The 16,678-nt window shown below is 69.7% G+C and carries 15 protein-coding genes and 1 pseudogene; 12 read left to right on the top strand and 4 right to left on the bottom strand.

The genetic code is table 11. The annotated features are described in order from the left end of the window. Nucleotides 1-22 precede the first annotated feature (22 nt). The 4 genes from IE302_RS12340 to IE302_RS12325 all read left to right on the top strand — a co-directional run bounded on the left by IE302_RS12340 (nucleotide 23) and on the right by IE302_RS12325 (nucleotide 4,923). Nucleotides 23-2,272 (top strand): polyribonucleotide nucleotidyltransferase, encoded by a 2,250-nt coding sequence (locus IE302_RS12340; protein WP_191254588.1) that lies wholly within the window; start codon nucleotides 23-25, stop codon nucleotides 2,270-2,272. Nucleotides 2,273-2,369: 97 nt separating this feature from the next. Then, nucleotides 2,370-3,734 (top strand): M16 family metallopeptidase, encoded by a 1,365-nt coding sequence (locus tag IE302_RS12335; protein ID WP_191254587.1) that lies wholly within the window; start codon nucleotides 2,370-2,372, stop codon nucleotides 3,732-3,734. Beyond that, nucleotides 3,731-4,477 carry a 4-hydroxy-tetrahydrodipicolinate reductase gene (gene dapB / locus IE302_RS12330; RefSeq protein WP_191254586.1) on the top strand — a complete coding sequence of 249 codons (747 nt, stop codon included), beginning with the start codon at nucleotides 3,731-3,733 and terminating at the stop codon, nucleotides 4,475-4,477. Before IE302_RS12335 ends, dapB begins: the two co-directional genes overlap by 4 nt. Next, the gene (locus IE302_RS12325) at nucleotides 4,474-4,923 is read left to right on the top strand and encodes a tetratricopeptide repeat protein (RefSeq protein WP_191254585.1); all 450 of its coding nucleotides are present in this window, start codon (nucleotides 4,474-4,476) and stop codon (nucleotides 4,921-4,923) included. Before dapB ends, IE302_RS12325 begins: the two co-directional genes overlap by 4 nt. Nucleotides 4,924-5,028: 105 nt before the next feature. Here the strand turns inward: IE302_RS12325 and IE302_RS12320 are convergent, their stop codons facing one another. Next, complete coding sequence (locus IE302_RS12320) at nucleotides 5,029-5,550, bottom strand: YqaA family protein (RefSeq protein WP_191254584.1); 522 nt, start codon at nucleotides 5,548-5,550, stop codon at nucleotides 5,029-5,031. A 149-nt stretch (nucleotides 5,551-5,699) separates the two neighbouring features. Between IE302_RS12320 and IE302_RS42715 the strand changes: the two are divergent. Then, nucleotides 5,700-6,107 (top strand): annotated as a pseudogene (locus IE302_RS42715) (GtrA family protein); the annotation flags it as partial. A 66-nt stretch (nucleotides 6,108-6,173) separates the two neighbouring features. On the opposite strand, the gene IE302_RS12310 reads toward IE302_RS42715, so the two are convergent. Continuing rightward, complete coding sequence (locus IE302_RS12310; protein ID WP_229907716.1) at nucleotides 6,174-6,734, bottom strand: GNAT family N-acetyltransferase; 561 nt, start codon at nucleotides 6,732-6,734, stop codon at nucleotides 6,174-6,176. A 59-nt stretch (nucleotides 6,735-6,793) separates the two neighbouring features. On the opposite strand from IE302_RS12310, the gene IE302_RS12305 reads away from it, so the two are divergent. Beyond that, on the top strand, nucleotides 6,794-8,014 hold the full coding sequence (locus IE302_RS12305) for a winged helix-turn-helix domain-containing protein (protein ID WP_373307956.1): 1,221 nt from the start codon (nucleotides 6,794-6,796) through the stop codon (nucleotides 8,012-8,014). 240 nt (nucleotides 8,015-8,254) lie between these two features. Here the strand turns inward: IE302_RS12305 and IE302_RS12300 are convergent, their stop codons facing one another. Continuing rightward, nucleotides 8,255-9,163, bottom strand: a complete 909-nt coding sequence (locus tag IE302_RS12300; protein ID WP_191254581.1) for a DUF4097 family beta strand repeat-containing protein — start codon at nucleotides 9,161-9,163, stop codon at nucleotides 8,255-8,257. A gap of 11 nt (nucleotides 9,164-9,174) precedes the next feature. Continuing rightward, complete coding sequence (locus IE302_RS12295) at nucleotides 9,175-9,705, bottom strand: toxin-antitoxin system HicB family antitoxin (protein WP_191254580.1); 531 nt, start codon at nucleotides 9,703-9,705, stop codon at nucleotides 9,175-9,177. A gap of 133 nt (nucleotides 9,706-9,838) precedes the next feature. On the opposite strand from IE302_RS12295, the gene thyX reads away from it, so the two are divergent. The 6 genes from thyX (at nucleotide 9,839) to IE302_RS12265 (ending at nucleotide 16,459) form a co-directional block, all read left to right on the top strand. Further along, nucleotides 9,839-10,591, top strand: coding sequence for an FAD-dependent thymidylate synthase (gene thyX, locus IE302_RS12290; RefSeq protein WP_005156312.1), 753 nt, complete (start codon nucleotides 9,839-9,841; stop codon nucleotides 10,589-10,591). Beyond that, the gene (locus tag IE302_RS12285; RefSeq protein WP_191254579.1) at nucleotides 10,591-10,983 is read left to right on the top strand and encodes an ACT domain-containing protein; all 393 of its coding nucleotides are present in this window, start codon (nucleotides 10,591-10,593) and stop codon (nucleotides 10,981-10,983) included. The genes thyX and IE302_RS12285 overlap by 1 nt, the downstream gene beginning before the upstream one ends. Before the next feature lie 83 nt (nucleotides 10,984-11,066). Next, nucleotides 11,067-12,566, top strand: coding sequence for a serine/threonine-protein kinase (locus IE302_RS12280; protein WP_191254578.1), 1,500 nt, complete (start codon nucleotides 11,067-11,069; stop codon nucleotides 12,564-12,566). 111 nt (nucleotides 12,567-12,677) lie between these two features. Then, nucleotides 12,678-13,691, top strand: coding sequence for a 4-hydroxy-tetrahydrodipicolinate synthase (gene dapA, locus IE302_RS12275; protein WP_191254577.1), 1,014 nt, complete (start codon nucleotides 12,678-12,680; stop codon nucleotides 13,689-13,691). Further along, nucleotides 13,688-15,385 (top strand): ribonuclease J, encoded by a 1,698-nt coding sequence (locus IE302_RS12270; protein ID WP_191254576.1) that lies wholly within the window; start codon nucleotides 13,688-13,690, stop codon nucleotides 15,383-15,385. Before dapA ends, IE302_RS12270 begins: the two co-directional genes overlap by 4 nt. Before the next feature lie 498 nt (nucleotides 15,386-15,883). Beyond that, complete coding sequence (locus tag IE302_RS12265; RefSeq protein ID WP_229907715.1) at nucleotides 15,884-16,459, top strand: pentapeptide repeat-containing protein; 576 nt, start codon at nucleotides 15,884-15,886, stop codon at nucleotides 16,457-16,459. Nucleotides 16,460-16,678: the final 219 nt, after the last annotated feature.

The raw sequence follows: 16,678 nt of genomic DNA, 5'->3' as shown, positions 1-16,678 counted from the left end.
ATCAAAAGAGGAGATACACCCTATGACCGACTCCACCGGAGTCACCGTGCACGAAACCGAAGCCGTGATCGACAACGGCCGTTTCGGCACCCGCACCGTTCGCTTCGAGACCGGCCGCCTGGCCCGTCAGGCCGCCGGCGCCGTCGTCGCGTACCTCGACGAAGAGACCATGCTGCTCTCGGCGACCACCGCGTCGAAGCACCCGAAGGACCACTTCGACTTCTTCCCGCTGACCGTGGACGTCGAGGAGCGGATGTACGCCGCCGGACGCATCCCCGGCGCGTTCTTCCGTCGCGAGGGCCGCCCGTCGACCGACGCGATCCTGACCTGCCGCCTGATCGACCGGCCGCTGCGCCCGTCGTTCGCCGACGGTCTCCGCAACGAGATCCAGGTCGTCATCACCGTCCAGAGCCTCAACCCCGAGGACCCGTACGACGTCCTCGCGATCAACGCGGCCTCGGCCTCGACGCAGATCGCCGGCCTGCCGTTCTCGGGCCCGGTCGGTGGCGTCCGCGTCGCCCTGATCGACGGCCAGTGGGTCGCGTTCCCGACCTGGAAGCAGCTGGAAGAGGCCACCTTCAACATGGTGGTCGCCGGTCGCATCGTCGGTGACGACGTCGCGATCATGATGGTCGAGGCCGAGGGCACCGAGCAGACGCTCGACCTGATCGCCGCGGGTGGCAAGGCGCCGGACGAGATCGCCGTCGCCGAGGGCCTCGAAGCCGCCAAGCCGTTCATCAAGGTGTTGTGCGAGGCCCAGCAGCAGCTGGCCGAGCTGGCCGCCAAGCCGACCGGTGAGTTCCCGGTCTTCCTCGCCTACGAGCAGGACGCGTTCGACGCCGTCGCCGCCATCGCGACCGACGACCTCGCCAACGCCCTGACCATCGCGGGCAAGCAGGACCGTGACAACGCGACCGACCAGGTCAAGACCGCGGTGCTGGAGAAGATCGGCCTGGGCGAGGGCGAAGCCTTCCAGGGCCGTGAGAAGGAGATCGGCGCGGCGTTCAAGGCCCTGTCGAAGAAGATCATGCGCAAGCGCGTCCTCACGGACAAGATCCGCATGGACGGCCGCGGCCTGACCGACATCCGCTCGCTCGCCGCCGAGGTCGCCGTGATCCCGCGGGCGCACGGTTCCGCGCTGTTCGAGCGCGGTGAAACCCAGATCCTGGGCGTCACCACGCTGAACATGCTCCGCATGGAGCAGCAGATCGACTCGCTCTCCCCGGAGACCACGAAGCGGTACCTGCACCACTACAACTTCCCGCCGTTCTCCACCGGCGAGACCGGCCGCGTCGGTTCGCCGAAGCGGCGCGAGATCGGCCACGGCATGCTCGCCGAGCGCGCCCTGGTCCCGGTTCTGCCGAAGCGGGACGAGTTCCCGTACGCGATCCGCCAGGTCTCCGAGGCGCTGGGCTCCAACGGCTCCACCTCGATGGGCTCGGTCTGCGCCTCGACCATGGGTCTGCTGAACGCGGGTGTCCCGCTGAAGGCGCCGGTCGCCGGCATCGCCATGGGCCTGATCTCCGACGAGGTCGACGGCGAGACCCGCTACGTCGCGCTGACCGACATCCTCGGTGCCGAGGACGCCATGGGCGACATGGACTTCAAGGTCGCCGGCACCAAGGACATCATCACCGCGCTCCAGCTCGACACGAAGCTCGACGGCATCCCGTCGGAGGTCCTCGCGGCCGCGCTGAAGCAGGCGAAGGACGCTCGCCTCACCATCCTGGAGGTCATCGCCGAGGCGATCGACGGCCCGGACGAGATGAGCCCGTACGCCCCGCGCGTCACCAGCGTGAAGATCCCGGTGGACAAGATCGGCGAGGTCATCGGCCCGAAGGGCAAGATGATCAACTCGATCACCGAGGAGACCGGCGCCGACATCTCCATCGAGGACGACGGCACGATCTACGTGGGCGCGGCCGACGGCCCGTCGGCGGAGGCGGCGATCGACAAGATCAACGCCATCGCCAACCCGCAGCTGCCCAAGGTCGGCGAGCGCTTCCTCGGCACCGTGGTGAAGACGGCCGCGTTCGGCGCGTTCGTCTCGCTGCTGCCGGGCAAGGACGGCTTGGTGCACATCTCGAAGCTGGGCAACGGCAAGCGGATCGCCAAGGTCGAGGACGTGGTCAACGTGGGCGACAAGCTCCGCGTCGAGATCGCCGACATCGACAACCGCGGCAAGATCAGCCTGATCGTGGTCAAGGAAGACGACGCCGCCGAGAAGCCCGCCGAGGGCGACAAGGCCGAGGCCCCGAAGGCCGACGCGTAGTAGTCCTGCCAGAACCGATGTGAAACATCAGGAAAGGGTCGTTCAGGACATTTTTCGTCCTGAACGACCCTTTCCTGACATGTGAGTAAGGGATCCGTTGGCTCGTCAGATCTCCGGGCACGAACAGCCCATCGGCAGCACCCGCACGCTGGAGTCCACTTCGGACGGTGCGGTGGTCAAGCGCAGTGTGCTCGCCGGTGGCCTCCGGGTCATCACCGAGCACGTGCCCGCGTCCCGGTCGGTGACGGTCGGGCTGTGGGTCGGCATCGGATCGCGGGACGAGCCGTCGTCGGTCGAGGGCGCGGCGCACTACCTCGAACACCTGCTGTTCAAGGGCACCACGAACCGCGACGCCACCCAGATCGCCGAGGAGATCGACGCGGTCGGCGGGGAGTTCAACGCGTTCACCGCGAAGGAACACACCTGCTACTACGCGCAGGTGCTCGACGAGGACCTGCCGCTCGCGATGGACCTCGTCACCGACGTCGTGTTCGAGGCGCTGTGCACGGACAAGGACGTGGAGACCGAGCGCAGCGTCGTGCTCGAAGAGATCTCGATGCGGGACGACGATCCGGAAGACCTGCTGCACGAGACGTTCGTCGGCGCGATCCTGGGCAACCACGCGCTGGGCCGTCCGGTGCTCGGCAGCGAGAAGTCCATCATCGAGATGTCGTCGTCGGCGCTGCGCGGGTTCTACCGGCGCCGCTACACGCTGCCGCGGATGGTGCTCGCCGTCGCCGGGAACATCGAGCACGGCCAGGTGCTTCGCTTGGTGCGCAAGGCTTTGCGGAACAGGCTGACCGGGTCGGCGACACCGGTGCCGCCGCGCGGCGGCCGCGCGCGGATCGCGATGGCGCCGAAACTCGCGCTGCACACCGACGACACCGAACAGGCGCACGTGATGCTCGGCCTGCGGTCGCTGTCGCGGCACGACGACCGGCGGTTCGCGCAGTCGGTGCTCAACGCCGCGCTCGGCGGCGGGATGAGCTCGCGCCTGTTCCAGGAGGTCCGCGAGAAGCGCGGGCTGGCGTACCAGGTGTACTCGTCCGTCGCGAGCTACGCCGACACCGGGCACATGGCCGTGTACGCGGGCTGCCAGCCGGAGAAGCTCGGCGAGGTCGCCGGGGTGATCCGCGAGGTACTCGAACTCGTCGGCAAGGACGGGCTGAGCGAAGCCGAGGTCGCGCGGGCGAAGGGGCAGTTGCGGGGCGGGCTCGTGCTCGGCCTGGAGGACACCTCCTCGCGGATGTCGCGGATCGGCAAGAACGAACTGAACTACGGCCGCTATCTCGGCGTCGACGACACGGTGGCGCGGATCGACGCCGTCACCACCGAAGAGGTCTGTGCGCTCGCTCGCACTCTGCTGCATCGTCCTGGTGGCGTGTCGGCGGCGGCGGTCGTCGGGCCGTACGCTCACGCCGACGACCTGCCGGACGATCTGCACGAGGTGATCGCATCATGACCGCTGGAATTCGCGTCGGTGTGCTGGGCGCACGCGGCCGGATGGGCCAGGAAGTGGTCAACGCCGTCAACGGCGCCGACGACATGGAACTCGTCGCCGCGCTCGACGCCGGGGACGACTTCTCGGCGCTCAAGCAGGCTCAGGTCGTCGTCGACTTCACCCATCCCGACGCGGTGATGGACAACCTGGAGTTCCTGACCGGCAACGGGATCCACGCCGTCGTCGGCACCACCGGGTTCAGCGGGGAACGGCTGGAGAAGCTGCGCACCTGGCTCGCCGCCGACCCGTCGCTCGGCGTGCTCATCGCGCCGAACTTCGCCCTCGGCGCGGTGCTGGCGATGCGCTTCGCCCAACAGGCGGCCCGGTTCTACAACTCGGCCGAGGTCATCGAACTGCACCACAACCGCAAGGCCGACGCGCCCTCCGGTACCGCCGCGCACACCGCCCGGCTGATCGGCGAGGCCCGCGCGGAAGCCGGTCTCGCGCCCGGTGAAGACGCGACGACGTCCGAAGTGGACGGTGCCCGCGGCGCGCTCGTCGACGACGTCCGCGTGCACTCGGTCCGGCTGCCCGGGCTCGTGGCGCACGAGGAGATCCTGTTCGGCGGTGAAGGGGAGACCCTGACCATCCGGCACGACTCGCTGCACCGCACGTCGTTCATGCCCGGGGTGCTGCTCGGCGTGCGCTCGGTGCTCACACGGCCCGGCCTGACGGTCGGTCTCGAGAACATCCTCGACCTGTGAGGGCCCGCAACTTCGCGCTGGTGATGACGGCGGCGCTCGCCGTCTACGTCGTCCTGCTGGCGGGCCGGGGCATCGCGCTGGTGCGCACCGGGGAGACGGTGCCGGTGCTCTTCGGCGTCGGTGTCCTGCTGCTGCCGCTGCTCGGGATCTGGATCATCGTGACCACCTGGCGGTCCGGCGTCCAGATCCAGCGGCTTTCGCGGCGGCTGGACGAAGAAGGCGGCCTGCCCGACGTGTCCGACCTGCCCCGGCGGCCCTCGGGCCGGGTGGATCGCGACGCCGCCGACGCCTGGTTCGACGAGCGCCGGGCCGAGGTCGAGGCGGATCAGGAGAACTGGCGCGTCTGGTACCGGCTGGCCTACGCGTACGAGATCGCGGGGGACCGGAAGCGGGCCCGCGCGACCATGCGGCGTGCTGTGGAACTTGAAGGAAAGTCCCGCACTTAGTCCTCTGAATGCGCGAGTGGGCACCCCGAGGCCCCGCATTTAGAGGACGAAATGCGTGAGGGGGCTACCCGCAGGTCACGCATTTAGAGGACTAAATGCGTGAGGTCAGTAGTGGAACCAGCCGGCGAACAGGGCGGGTGAGGCGGCCAGCAGGCTGAACCGCAGCCAGCGGCCCAGGAAGCCGGTGGCCAGGAAGCTCGCCAGCGGCATCCGCACCAGCCCCGCGAGCACACTCGTGGCCATGTACGGCGGCAGTCCGAGGACCGAACTCACCCCGTACGTGCCCGCCATCCAGTGCGGATGCCGGTGGCAGCGTTCACGCAGCGCGTCGAGCCGGGCCCGCATCTTCTTGGTGCGCGCCCGCCACCGTTCCCGGCGCGGGGTGGGCGGCCGCTCCCGGTGCAGCCGGTCGTGCAGGGGTTTCGGCAGCTTGATCGTGCCCTTCGCGGCGAGGTAGTAGAGCGTCTTCCCGCCGACCTGACCGGCCGCGACGACGGCGCCGAGCAGTAGCCACGGCAGCGTCGGCTCGCTCGCGCACAGGCCGATGAGGAACATCTCGATGCTGACGATGGGAAGGATCGCGGAACCGAAGGCGACGCCGAACGACAGGAGCAACCAGCCCACCATCGTTGCCTCCCCGTTATCTTCGTTCTCTCCAAGTTATCAGTTGAAATACGGGTCGCACTGGGGCCAGCCCCCGTTACCGGACTCCGGCGCGCACCAGAAGATCACCTGTTCGTCGGCTCGCGGCCACCTGCCGCTGCCATGCTGAAGCCGTGGCCGACGTGCACGACGCGGTCCGCGGCAAGGGTTTCGCGGATCGTTTCGCCGACTTCTGCGCGGCCGTGGTCCGGCGCCTCCCCTTCGGGCTTTCCCGGCTGGTGGCGCCGAGTTTCCTCGGTTTCGCGCTCATCAACGGGTTCACCTTCGGGGTCGACCTGCTTCTGCTGACCCTGCTTCGCGGCTGGCTCGGGCTGCCGGTGTGGCTGGCGATCACGCTCGCCTACGGAGTGGCGTTCGGGCTGAGCTTCGTGCTGAACCGCAGCATGAACTTCCGCTCGCACGCGCCCGTCGGCAGGCAGGCGGTGCTCTACGTCATCGCGATCGTCATCAACTATCTGGCGTTCCTGCTCGGCGTCGGCGCGGGACTGGCCGCGCTCGGCGTCGACTACCGCCTTTCCCGGCTCATCGCCGGGGCGTGCGAGGGCGTCTTCATGTACTCGGTGATGCGCTGGGTCGTGTTCGCGAAGTCAGGGAGTGAGTTCGAGGTCGAGGCCGCCGGTGAGCCGGACTTCGCGCACGTTCGTGCTGCCGGTGTCGAGGATGCGGACGGTTCCGTCGGGGGACCAGCCCGCGCGGCGGAAGAAGCCCAGTGACGCGTGATCGGTCTGGGCGACCCAGCTGATCCCGCGGGTGGCGCCGTCCGAGCGCAGCCAGGCGGACGCGTTCGCCAGCAGCCGTCCCGCGTGCCCGCGCCGTCCCCAGCGGGGCTCGACCAGCAGCGAGGTGATGAGCGCGGTCGTCGAGGCGTCGTCGGGGAGCGATCCGTCGGCGGTGGCCACCTCGCTCTCCGGAGCCCGGCCGGCGACGCAGAAACCGACGGTGAACTCGCCTTCGGTGGCGAGGAAGACGCGCGTGCCCGGGTATTCGATCGTTTCGGCCCAGGTCTTTTCGAGTTCCACGACGTCGAGCTCGGCGACGGCCGCTTCGCCGAGCAGCTCCGTGTAGGCGCTTTGCCAGGTATCGCGCTGGATGCGGGCGATCTCGGGGGCGTCGGACAAGACTGCTGGGCGGACTTCGGCGGCGGCCATGGCAGGCAATGTAGCCGGAGGGCCGAAAACTGTCGGTGGCGGATGGCACCATGCGCACGATGAGCACTTCGACCATCAGCGGGCCGGTCGCGCGCCGGATCGCCCTGGCCGCGCAGGGATTCGCCGAAGCACGTCCGAGCGGGGCGGTGACGAGACGGCATCTGCAGCGCGTGCTGTCGCGAACCCAGTTGCTGCAACTGGATTCGGTGAACGTCGCGGTCCGCGCGCACTACATGCCGATCTTCTCCCGGCTCGGTGCGTACGAGCCCGCGCTGGTGGACGACGCGGCGTGGTCCCATTCCGCGCGCAAACCCCGGATGCTGGTCGAATCCTGGGCGCACGAGGCGAGCCTGCTGCCGGTGGCGGACTGGCCGCTGCTGCGGTCCGGGGCGAAGCGCATGGGCTGGTGGACGAACTACGCGCGCGTGCTGGAACAGACGCCTCAGCTGGTGGACGACATCCTCGCCGTGGTCAAGGAACAGGGACCGATCGGCGCGGGCGGTATCGAGCGGGCGCTGGAGAGCGAGTCGGGCGGGTACAAGCCGGGCTCGTGGTGGGAGCGGTCGGAGGTCAAGAAGGCCTGCGAGTGGCTGTTCGGCATGGGGCAGCTGACCACCGGCACGCGCCGGTCGTTCGAGCGGCTGTACGACCTGACCGAACGCGTCGTGCCGCCGGAGATCCTGTCGCGGCGGGTGAGCCCCGAAGAGGGCGCTCGCGAACTGATCACTCGCGCGGCCGTCGCGCTGGGCATCGGTACCGAACCGGACCTGCGGGACTACTACCGGCTCGGCCCCGACGTCAGCAAGCGGGCGGTGGCCGAACTGGTCGACGCGGGGGTGCTGGAACCGGTGACCGTCGACGGCTGGCCCGCCCCGGCGTACCGGCACGTCGCGGCGAAGGCGCCTCGCACGGTCACCGGCCGGGCGCTGCTTTCGCCGTTCGACCCGCTGATCTGGGAACGTGCCCGGACCGAGCGCATCTTCGACTTCTTCTACCGCATCGAGATCTACGTTCCCGAGCCCAAGCGGATCTACGGGTATTACGTGTTCCCGTTCCTGCTCGACGGCGAACTCGTCGGCCGGGTCGACCTCAAATGCGATCGGGCTGCTGGCGTGCTTCGCGTCCAGGGCGCCTTCAGCGAGCCCGGGGTGGACGTCGCGCGGGTCGCGAGTGAGCTGGCGGGCGAGCTGAGGCTGATGGCCGAGTGGCAGGGGCTGGACGGGGTCGCGGTGGGGGATCGGGGCGATCTCGCTCCCGTGCTCTCGCGCCTCGTGCGCTGATCCCGCCCCGCTCCCGGCTGCTATGAAGGGGCCTTTCATAGCAAAATTTGCTATGAAAGGCCCCTTCATAGCGTCTGGGGCGGGGAGCGTCCGGGCCCAAGTGTCATGAAAGGGCCGTTCAGGACGAAAAACGTCCTGAACGGCCCTTTCATGACACTCGTCTGAGCAAGGGACCTTCGCTCCCACCCCCGTGGAAAAGTGAGAGCAAAGGTCCCTCGATCCCCCTGCGGTTCCGCGGCCTCACCGGGCCGCGCTGGTCACCTTCGCGTCGCCGGTGCCGGTACGCGCCCGCACTTTGAGCGAGACCTCGGCAGGCGCGGTCTCCGCGACGTCCAGTTCGCTCGACACGGACCCGGTCGTCGACGAAAGGTCGATCTCCGCCTGGACGCCGCCGCGGATCCCGACCCGGACCTCGCCCGATCCGGTGGTCAGCTCCAGCGACCCGGAGGCGGCGTCGGCCACCGAGAGGTCACCGCTGCCGGTGCGCGCCAGGACCTCGCCCGCGATCTCGCCGAGCCAGACGTCGCCGGTGCCGGTCGCGACCGTGGCCGAGCCGTTCACCGAGGCCGCTTCGACGGAGCCGCTGCCGGTGCGCAGCTGCAGACCGGACAGCGTCGGCCCGAGCTTGATGTCCCCGGTGCCGGTGCGGACGATCGCCGATCCGTCGGCCCGCTCCAGGCCGATCTTGCCGGAGCCGGTCAGGATGTCGGCGCGCCCGGCGGTACCGGTCACCGTGACGTCGGCCGCCCCGGCCCGCACTTCCAGATGCGAACCGGCGGGCGCCCGGACGGTCACGGCGAGCGGGACGTTCTTCAGCTGCCAGGCCTTCGGCGCCTGGACGACGAGCCGGTTGCCGACCTTCTCGATCCGCGTCTGCGCCACGGCGTCACCCACGGACGCTCCCGGCGAAGCGCCGAGCTGGTCGCCGAAGCGTTCCCCGACCCAGCTGAGCAGGCTCGTCATCCCGTCCACCCACGGCTGCTGCTCGCCGCCGTCGCGGCGGACCTCGGCGTGGACGCCGTCCTCGCCGGTCAGTTCGATGGTCACGCGGCCGATGGCCACGCTGACGTCGATCTCGATCGGGCCCTCGGCCTCGAAGTCTTCGACGCGTACGATCTCTTCACCGGCGGGAGTGTTTTCCTCGGTCATTTTCCGTCCCCTCAGCCCTGGACCCAGCCGTGCAGGTGCGAACCGGCACCGCCGCCAGGCTTCTGCTTGTGCTGCCAGTGCTCGCCGCCGCTCTTGCCCAGCGCGCCCTGGACGGCCTGCGAGACGAACGTGTTCAGCGAAACGCCCTGCGAGGCGGCCGCGGCTTCCGCCTGGCCCTTGACCTGCTCGAACAGGCGCAGCGTGATGCGGGTGATGTCGCCCGTGTCCACCTTGGGCGCGCGCGGGGTCTCCCGCGGCGCCTCCTGGCGGGGCGCGGACCGCTCGGCGCCCTCCGCGGAGCCGGAGCCGGTGACGACGACGCGCACGTCGCGTCCGTCGAGCCGGACGTCGACGACGTGCCCCGGCAGCGCCGAAGTCACTTCGGCGGCGAGGTCGGCGAGGGCGTTCATGATGGTCAGGCGGGCGGCGGGCTCCAGCGCCGACGACAGCAGCGCGGCAGCGCGCCGCGTCTGCTCGTCGCCGGCCGAAGCCGTGTTCGCGAGGTCCTCGCGAAGGCTTGTGATGTACGGCGTCAGATCCATGACACCACTATGACGTCATCTGTGACGTCAGTCAAGGCGGCCATGACGTCACCGTGATGTCGCCGGGGTGTCAGTGAGTGCGGCGGTTACGCTGCTTGGAGTCGTGGAGCAGGGGTCGAAAAGGAGTGCGAACGTGGCCGAGACCGTGTCACCCAAGGTTCAACTGATCGCGAAGACGGAGTTCTTCCCGCCGTCGGACGTACCGTGGTCGACCGATGCCGACGGTGGTGAGGCGCTGGCCGAATTCGCGGGCCGGGCCTGCTACCAGTCCTGGAAGAAGCCGAACCCGAAGACGGCCACCAACGCCGGCTACCTCGAGCACATCATCGACGTCGGCCACCTGTCGGTGCTGGAGCACGGGTCCGTCAGCTTCTACATCACCGGGATCTCCCGCTCGCTGACGCACGAGCTGATCCGCCACCGTCACTTCTCGTACTCGCAGCTCTCGCAGCGCTACGTGCCGGAGCGCGACGCCGCGTTCGTCGAGCCCGACGTCATCGCGCAGGACCCGGAGCTGCACGCGAAGTTCCTCGCCGCCTCCCAGGCCGCCGTCGACGCCTACACCGAGCTCCTCGCCGGGCTGGAGGAGAAGTTCGCCGACGTGCCGAGCGCGACCCTGCGCCGCAAGCAGGCCCGCCAGGCCGCCCGCGCCGTGCTGCCGAACGCGACCGAGACCCGCATCGTGGTCACCGGCAACTACCGCGCCTGGCGGCACTTCATCGCGATGCGCGCCACCGAGCACGCCGACGTCGAGATCCGCGCCCTGGCCATCGACTGCCTGCGCGAGCTGCAGAAGGCCTCGGGCAACGTGTTCGCGGACTTCACCATCTCCGCACTGCCCGACGGCACCGAGGTCGCGTCCAGCCCGAAGGTCCTCGAAGGCTGATGCGACGTCTCGCGATCGACGTCCGGCCCGGCGAGTACGCGGTCGCCCGCCTCGCCCCGGACGCGCCGGTCCCGGCGAACCTGCTCGACCCCGGCGAGCCCGTGCTGATCTCCGTCACCCGGACACCCGAGGAACTGTCGGTGATCTGCCCGGCCGGTCTCGCGCCGGCCGGGGCCACGGTCGAGGACGGCTGGCGGCTGCTGTCGGTCCGCGGGCCGCTGGCGTTCACGCTGACCGGCATCATCGCGGCGCTGTCGAGCGAGCTCGCCGCCGCCGGGGTGGCGCTGTTCTCGCTGTCCACCTTCGACACCGACCACGTCCTGGTCCGGGCTTCCGAACTGGAGCGCGCGGTGAAGGCGCTCCAGGAGTCCGGGCACGAGGTCACGGTCTGATTCAGTGAGCGGGTCCGAGGAACCCTTCGGTGCGCGAACGGGTCCGAGTTAGCATCCTGCGCGAACCGAAGGAGCACCGAACCTTGACCGACGAACAGACCCGTCCGTACGGGCCGCCCCAGCAGACGTATCAGGCCGCCGGCGGGCGGATCGTCGCCGGACGGTACGCCCTGCTGGGCGAGCTCGGCCGCGGCGGGATGGGCATCGTCTGGCGCGCTCAGGACCAGGTGATCGGCCGCCAGGTGGCGATCAAGGAGCTGAAGTTCCCGAACGCGCCCGAGGACGCTTCGGTGCTTTCGGAGCGGATGCTGCGCGAGGTCCGCTCCGGCGGCCGTCTCAACGACCCGGCCGTGGTCACCGTGTACGACGTCGTCACCGAGAACGGCGCCACGTACATCGTGATGGAGCTGGTCGAGGCGCCGACACTGGCCGACCTGGTCCGCGAGCGCGGACCCCTGCCCGCGCAGCAGATCGCGCAGGTGGGGGAGCGGGTGCTGTCCGCGCTGCGGGCCGCGCACGCCGCCGGGATCGTGCACCGCGACGTCAAACCGGCGAACATCATGGTCGCGCCGGACGGCCGCGTGAAGCTCACCGACTTCGGCATCGCGCACGCCGCCGACGACCCGCGCCTGACCACCAGCGGCATGATCGTCGGCTCGCCCGCGTTCATGGCGCCGGAACGGGTCGAAGGCCGCGACGCGATGCCCGAATCGGACCTCTGGTCCCTGGGCACGACGCTGTTCTTCGCCGCCGAAGGCATCGTCGCGTTCGAACGGTCGACCACCGCGGCCACCCTGCACGCGATCATGACCGAGGCGCCGTACCTGACCCGGGTTCAAGGGCCGCTGGCCGCCGCGATCCTCGGTCTCCTGGTCGTCAAACCCGAAGCGCGGATGTCGTACGACCAGGTGCGCAGCCTGCTCGCGGCGGCGCAGGGGATCCAGGCCCAGCCGACCCCGCCCTCGGGCGGCACCGCGATGATGCAGCCCGGACAGCCGATGACCCGGCTCGCGCCCGCGCCCGCCAAGCGCAACCTCCGTCCACTGTGGCTCAGCCTGGCCGCGGTCGCCGTGATCGGCGCCCTGGTCGGCGGGATCTTCCTGGGCCGCTGGATGGCCGCGCCGGAGGGGAACACGCAGGCGCAGCCCACGCTGACCTACGGCATCAACGGCCAGGTCAAGCTCGGTTCGTCCGGGGACTGCTACAACGTGCCGCTCAAAGAGGGCATCAACCTGAACGACGGGGTCAGCTGCGACAAGGACCACCTGCTGGAGGTCTTCGCCAAGGGGAACCTGCTCGACGTCGCGTCCTCTTCGGACGACGACGCCCAGGCCGTGACCTATCCCGGCGCGGACGCGGTCAACCGGATCGCCGAGGCGCTCTGCTCGGCGACCTTCAACTCGAACGCCGTGCCGGCGCAGCAGCGGGCGGCCCTCATCTGGCGGCCGGTCGTCCCGACCGAAGCCGAATGGAACCGGCCGCCCAGCGACGAGGACCGGAACTACTCGCGGGGCTTCCTCTGCCTGCTCGCCAAGACCGACGGCAGCCAGATCCCGTCCCAGATCACCACCAAGGTCAAATAGCTCACAGAGAGTTTGCGCCGAGTTCGCCTTCGTCGCGGAAAATCTCCCGCATTCGTAGTGAACGACCACGTCGGCAAGGGGTTCGGCGGTCGCAGGAGGTACCTTCACAGCATGTCCACTCCACCCACCGCAGCGCCGGGAAGACCGTTCGGGCGCGTGCTCACCGCGATGGCCACCCCCTTCGACGCCGACGGGGCGCTGGACCTGAAGCGGGCACAGGAGCTCGCCGAACACCTCGTGGAACTGGGCAACGACGGTCTCGTCGTGAACGGCACGACCGGGGAGAGCCCGACCACGACCGACGCCGAGAAGGCCGAGCTCGTCCGCGCCGTCGTCGACGCCGTCGGTGACCGCGCGACGATCGTCGCCGGGGCCGGCACGAACAACACCGCGCACAGCATCGAGCAGGTGAAGCAGGCCGAAGCGGCCGGTGCCCACGGTGTCCTCGTCGTCACGCCGTACTACTCGCGGCCCAGCCAGGCCGGGCTCTACGCGCACTTCACCACGGTCGCCGACGCGACCGGCCTGCCGGTGATGCTCTACGACATCCCGCCGCGCTCGATCGTCCCCATCGAGGTCGACACGCTGCTGCGGCTCGCCGAGCACCCGCGCATCCTCGCGGTCAAGGACGCCAAGGGCGACCTGATCGCCGGCTCCGAGGTCATCGCGAACTCGCAGCTCGCCTACTACTCCGGCGACGACGGCCTCAACCTGCCGTGGGTCGCCGTCGGCGGCGCGGGCGTGGTCAGCGTGATCGGGCACGTCGTGGCCGGCCGCATCCGCGGCATGATGGACGCCTACGAATCCGGCGACACCTCCACCGCGCGCACCAACCACCGCGGGATGCTGCCGGTGCTGCGGGCGATGTCCCGCGTCGGCGGCGTCGCGTTCTCGAAGGCGGCCCTGCGGCTGCGCGGATTCGACATCGGCGACCCGCGGCTGCCCATCGTGGCCGCGAGCGAAGACCAGCTCCAGGCGATTTCCGCCGATCTCGCCCAGGGGGGCGTGCCGCTCGGCGACAGCGATGCCAGTGACTGGCATGGTGCACGAGTGGCACAAGCAGATTCAGCGGCGGCCTACACGGCGCCGACCTCACACACCAGCGTAGGGACCATGCCTCGGTGAGTTCATTGCCAACCGGACCCGGACCGACCACGCCGCCGCCGGCACTGCCCGAAGGCGCCTTGCGCGTGGTCGCGCTCGGCGGGATCGGCGAAGTCGGCCGCAACATGACCGTCTTCGAGTTCGGCGGCCGTCTGCTGATCGTCGACTGCGGGGTCCTCTTCCCCGAAGACGACCAGCCCGGCGTCGACCTGATCCTGCCCGACTTCCGCGCGATCGAAGACCGCCTGGACGACATCGACGGCCTCGTCCTCACCCACGGGCACGAGGACCACATCGGCGCCGTCCCGTTCCTGCTGCGGCTCGTCCCGGACCTGAAGATCTACGGCTCCCGGTTCACGAACGCGCTGCTCGCGGCCAAGGCCAAGGAGCACCGCCAGCGGCCGAACCTGGTCGAGGTGCGCGAGGGCGAGCGCCGCAAGGTCGGCGCGTTCGACCTCGAGTTCTTCGCGGTCAACCACTCGATCCCGGACGCGCTCGCGGTGGCCATCCGCACGCCCGCGGGGGTCGTGCTGCACACCGGTGACATCAAGCTCGACCAGCTCCCGCTCGACGGCAGGCTGACCGACCTCGCCGGGTTCTCCCGGCTCGGCGACGAGGGCGTGGACCTGTTCTGCGTCGACTCGACCAACGCCGAGGTGCCCGGCTTCGTCATGCCGGAGCGCGACATCGGCCCGGTGCTCGACGACGTCGTCCGCAAGGTCGGGCAGCGCGTCATCGTCGCCTGCTTCGCCAGCCACGTGCACCGCGTCCAGCAGGTCCTCGACGCCGCCGTGCGGCACGGCCGCCGGGTCGCCTTCGTCGGCCGGTCGATGGTCCGCAACATGGGCATCGCCGCCGACCTCGGCCTGCTGAACGTGCCCGACGGCCTGCTGGTCAACCTCGACCAGGCCAGCGACCTGCCCGAGAGCAAGGTGCTGTTCGTGTCGACCGGTTCGCAGGGCGAGCCGCTGTCGGCGCTGTCGCGGATGGCGCGCGGCGAGCACCGGCAGATCTCGATCCGCGCCGGCGACACCGTCGTCCTGGCCAGCTCGATGATCCCGGGCAACGAGACCGCGGTCTTCGGTGTCGTCAACGGCCTCACCCGGCTCGGCGCGAACGTCGTGCACCAGGGCAACGCCAAGGTGCACGTGTCCGGGCACGCGTCGGCGGGCGAACTGCTGTACCTGTACAACGCGGTGCGCCCCAGCAACGTCATGCCGGTGCACGGCGAGTGGAAGCACCTGCGCGCCAACGGCGAACTGGCCGTGCGCACCGGTGTCGCGCCGGAGAACGTGGTCATCGCCGAAGACGGTGTCGTGGTCGACCTCGTCGACGGCAAGGCTTCGCGGACCGGCCGGGTCGAGGTCGGGCACGTGTACGTCGACGGCCTCTCGGTCGGCGACGTCGGCGAGTCGACGCTGTCCGACAGGCTCGTGCTCGGCGAGGGCGGCTTCATCGCCATCACCGTCGCCGTGGACACGAGCACCGGCCGGGCGGTGACCCGTCCGACGGTGTCCGGACGCGGGTTCTCCGACGACCCCAAGGCGCTCGACGCCGTGCTCCCGATGGTGGAGATGGAACTCGCCAGGACCGAGGCCGAGGGCATCACCGACACGCACCGCATCGCGCAGGCCGTGCGCCGCGTCGTCGGCCGCTGGGTCGCCGACACCTACCGGCGCCGCCCGATGATCGTGCCGACGGTCATCCCCGTCTAGGCGCTGTCCTGTAAGTCTGTTCGATGGGCTTCGTGATCCAGGTGGTTCCTGACGGTGCGGGCGGATCGGCCTCGTACCGGGTTGTACTCGGGCGCATCCGCCCGTGCCGTCAGGGGCCGCCTGGGCGCGAAGACCGCGAACATGACTTGCAGGACAGCGCCTAGTTCGAACGCGCGAGAAGGCCCCCTTACTCAGTCGAGTGAGGGGGCCTTCTCGCGCATAATCACCCCATGATGGTGGGGGTTCACGTCGTGGCGGCGCTGGCGGGCGTCGCGCTGGGGGTCGGCGCGGTCTACGTGGGCTGGATCGCGATCGAGGGGATCCGGCGCGACCGGCGGCTGCGGCCCGAGCAAAGGGCTCACGCGCGGCAGGCGGATCACTGGCAACGTCTCGCCGCGACGGTGGACAGCCTCTCCGAGAAGCTGGACAGCGAGGACGCCGCCGAGCGTCTCTCGGGCCTCGGGGACCTGGAGCGGTGCGGGCGCGAAAACCCCCGACGTGCGAGACGAGGTCATCGAGCTGACGTGCGCCTACCTGCGCAGGCCCTTCCGCTTCCCGGTCGAAGACGAGGAAGAGTTCGAGATCCGGCGTGCCGCGCAGGGCTTGCTCACCCGGCACCTCCGGCGATCCGGGGGCGCCGAGTTCTGGGAGGTCGAGGAACTGGAACTCCAGGACGCGGTGCTCGTCGAGCCGGACTTCCAGGACTGCGACCTCAGTGGCGTCGACGTCCGCGACGGCGTGATCGTCGGCGGGAACTTCCGGGGTGCCCGGTTCTTGCGCTTCGCGAACTTCGACCGGACCTGGTTCACCGGCGACACCGACTTCCGCGCGGCGGCCTTCCCCAGGCACGTCAGTTTCAGCGGCGCGTTGTTCGGCGGGACGACCACGTTCGCCGAGGCCGGGTTCGAAGGCCGCGTGGACTTCACGGACGCCCGGGTGGAGCGACCTGACGCCGCGCACTCCTGGCCGCCACCCTGGCGTGCCTGGGCCAACTCACCGGTCGCTCACGCGCGGCTCATCCCGATGAAGACCGACCGGCGGCCGCCGTCAGCAGCAGAGCGAAGGCGATCATGACCGTCTGACCGAAGAGGGCGTTGCGGGCTTTGCGCTGTTCCGCACGAGTGGGCCGGTTCGTCACTGATTCCCCCGGTTTCGAGTGTTTTCCTTACGGGGCAAGTGTTCCGTGATCAGATCTCGGACACCTCCCGCCTTGGTGTGGTTCTTCTACGACGAAAGTCGCAGCCTTCCCCTAGGGGTGCGGGCGGCGTACCCTCGGACGCTCCTCGCACCCCC

Source organism: Amycolatopsis oliviviridis, from assembly GCF_014654365.1.
Classification (GTDB): domain Bacteria; phylum Actinomycetota; class Actinomycetes; order Mycobacteriales; family Pseudonocardiaceae; genus Amycolatopsis; species Amycolatopsis oliviviridis.
The sequence above is the reverse complement of the archived record's forward strand: the minus strand, read 5'-3'. Positions and strand labels throughout refer to the sequence as shown.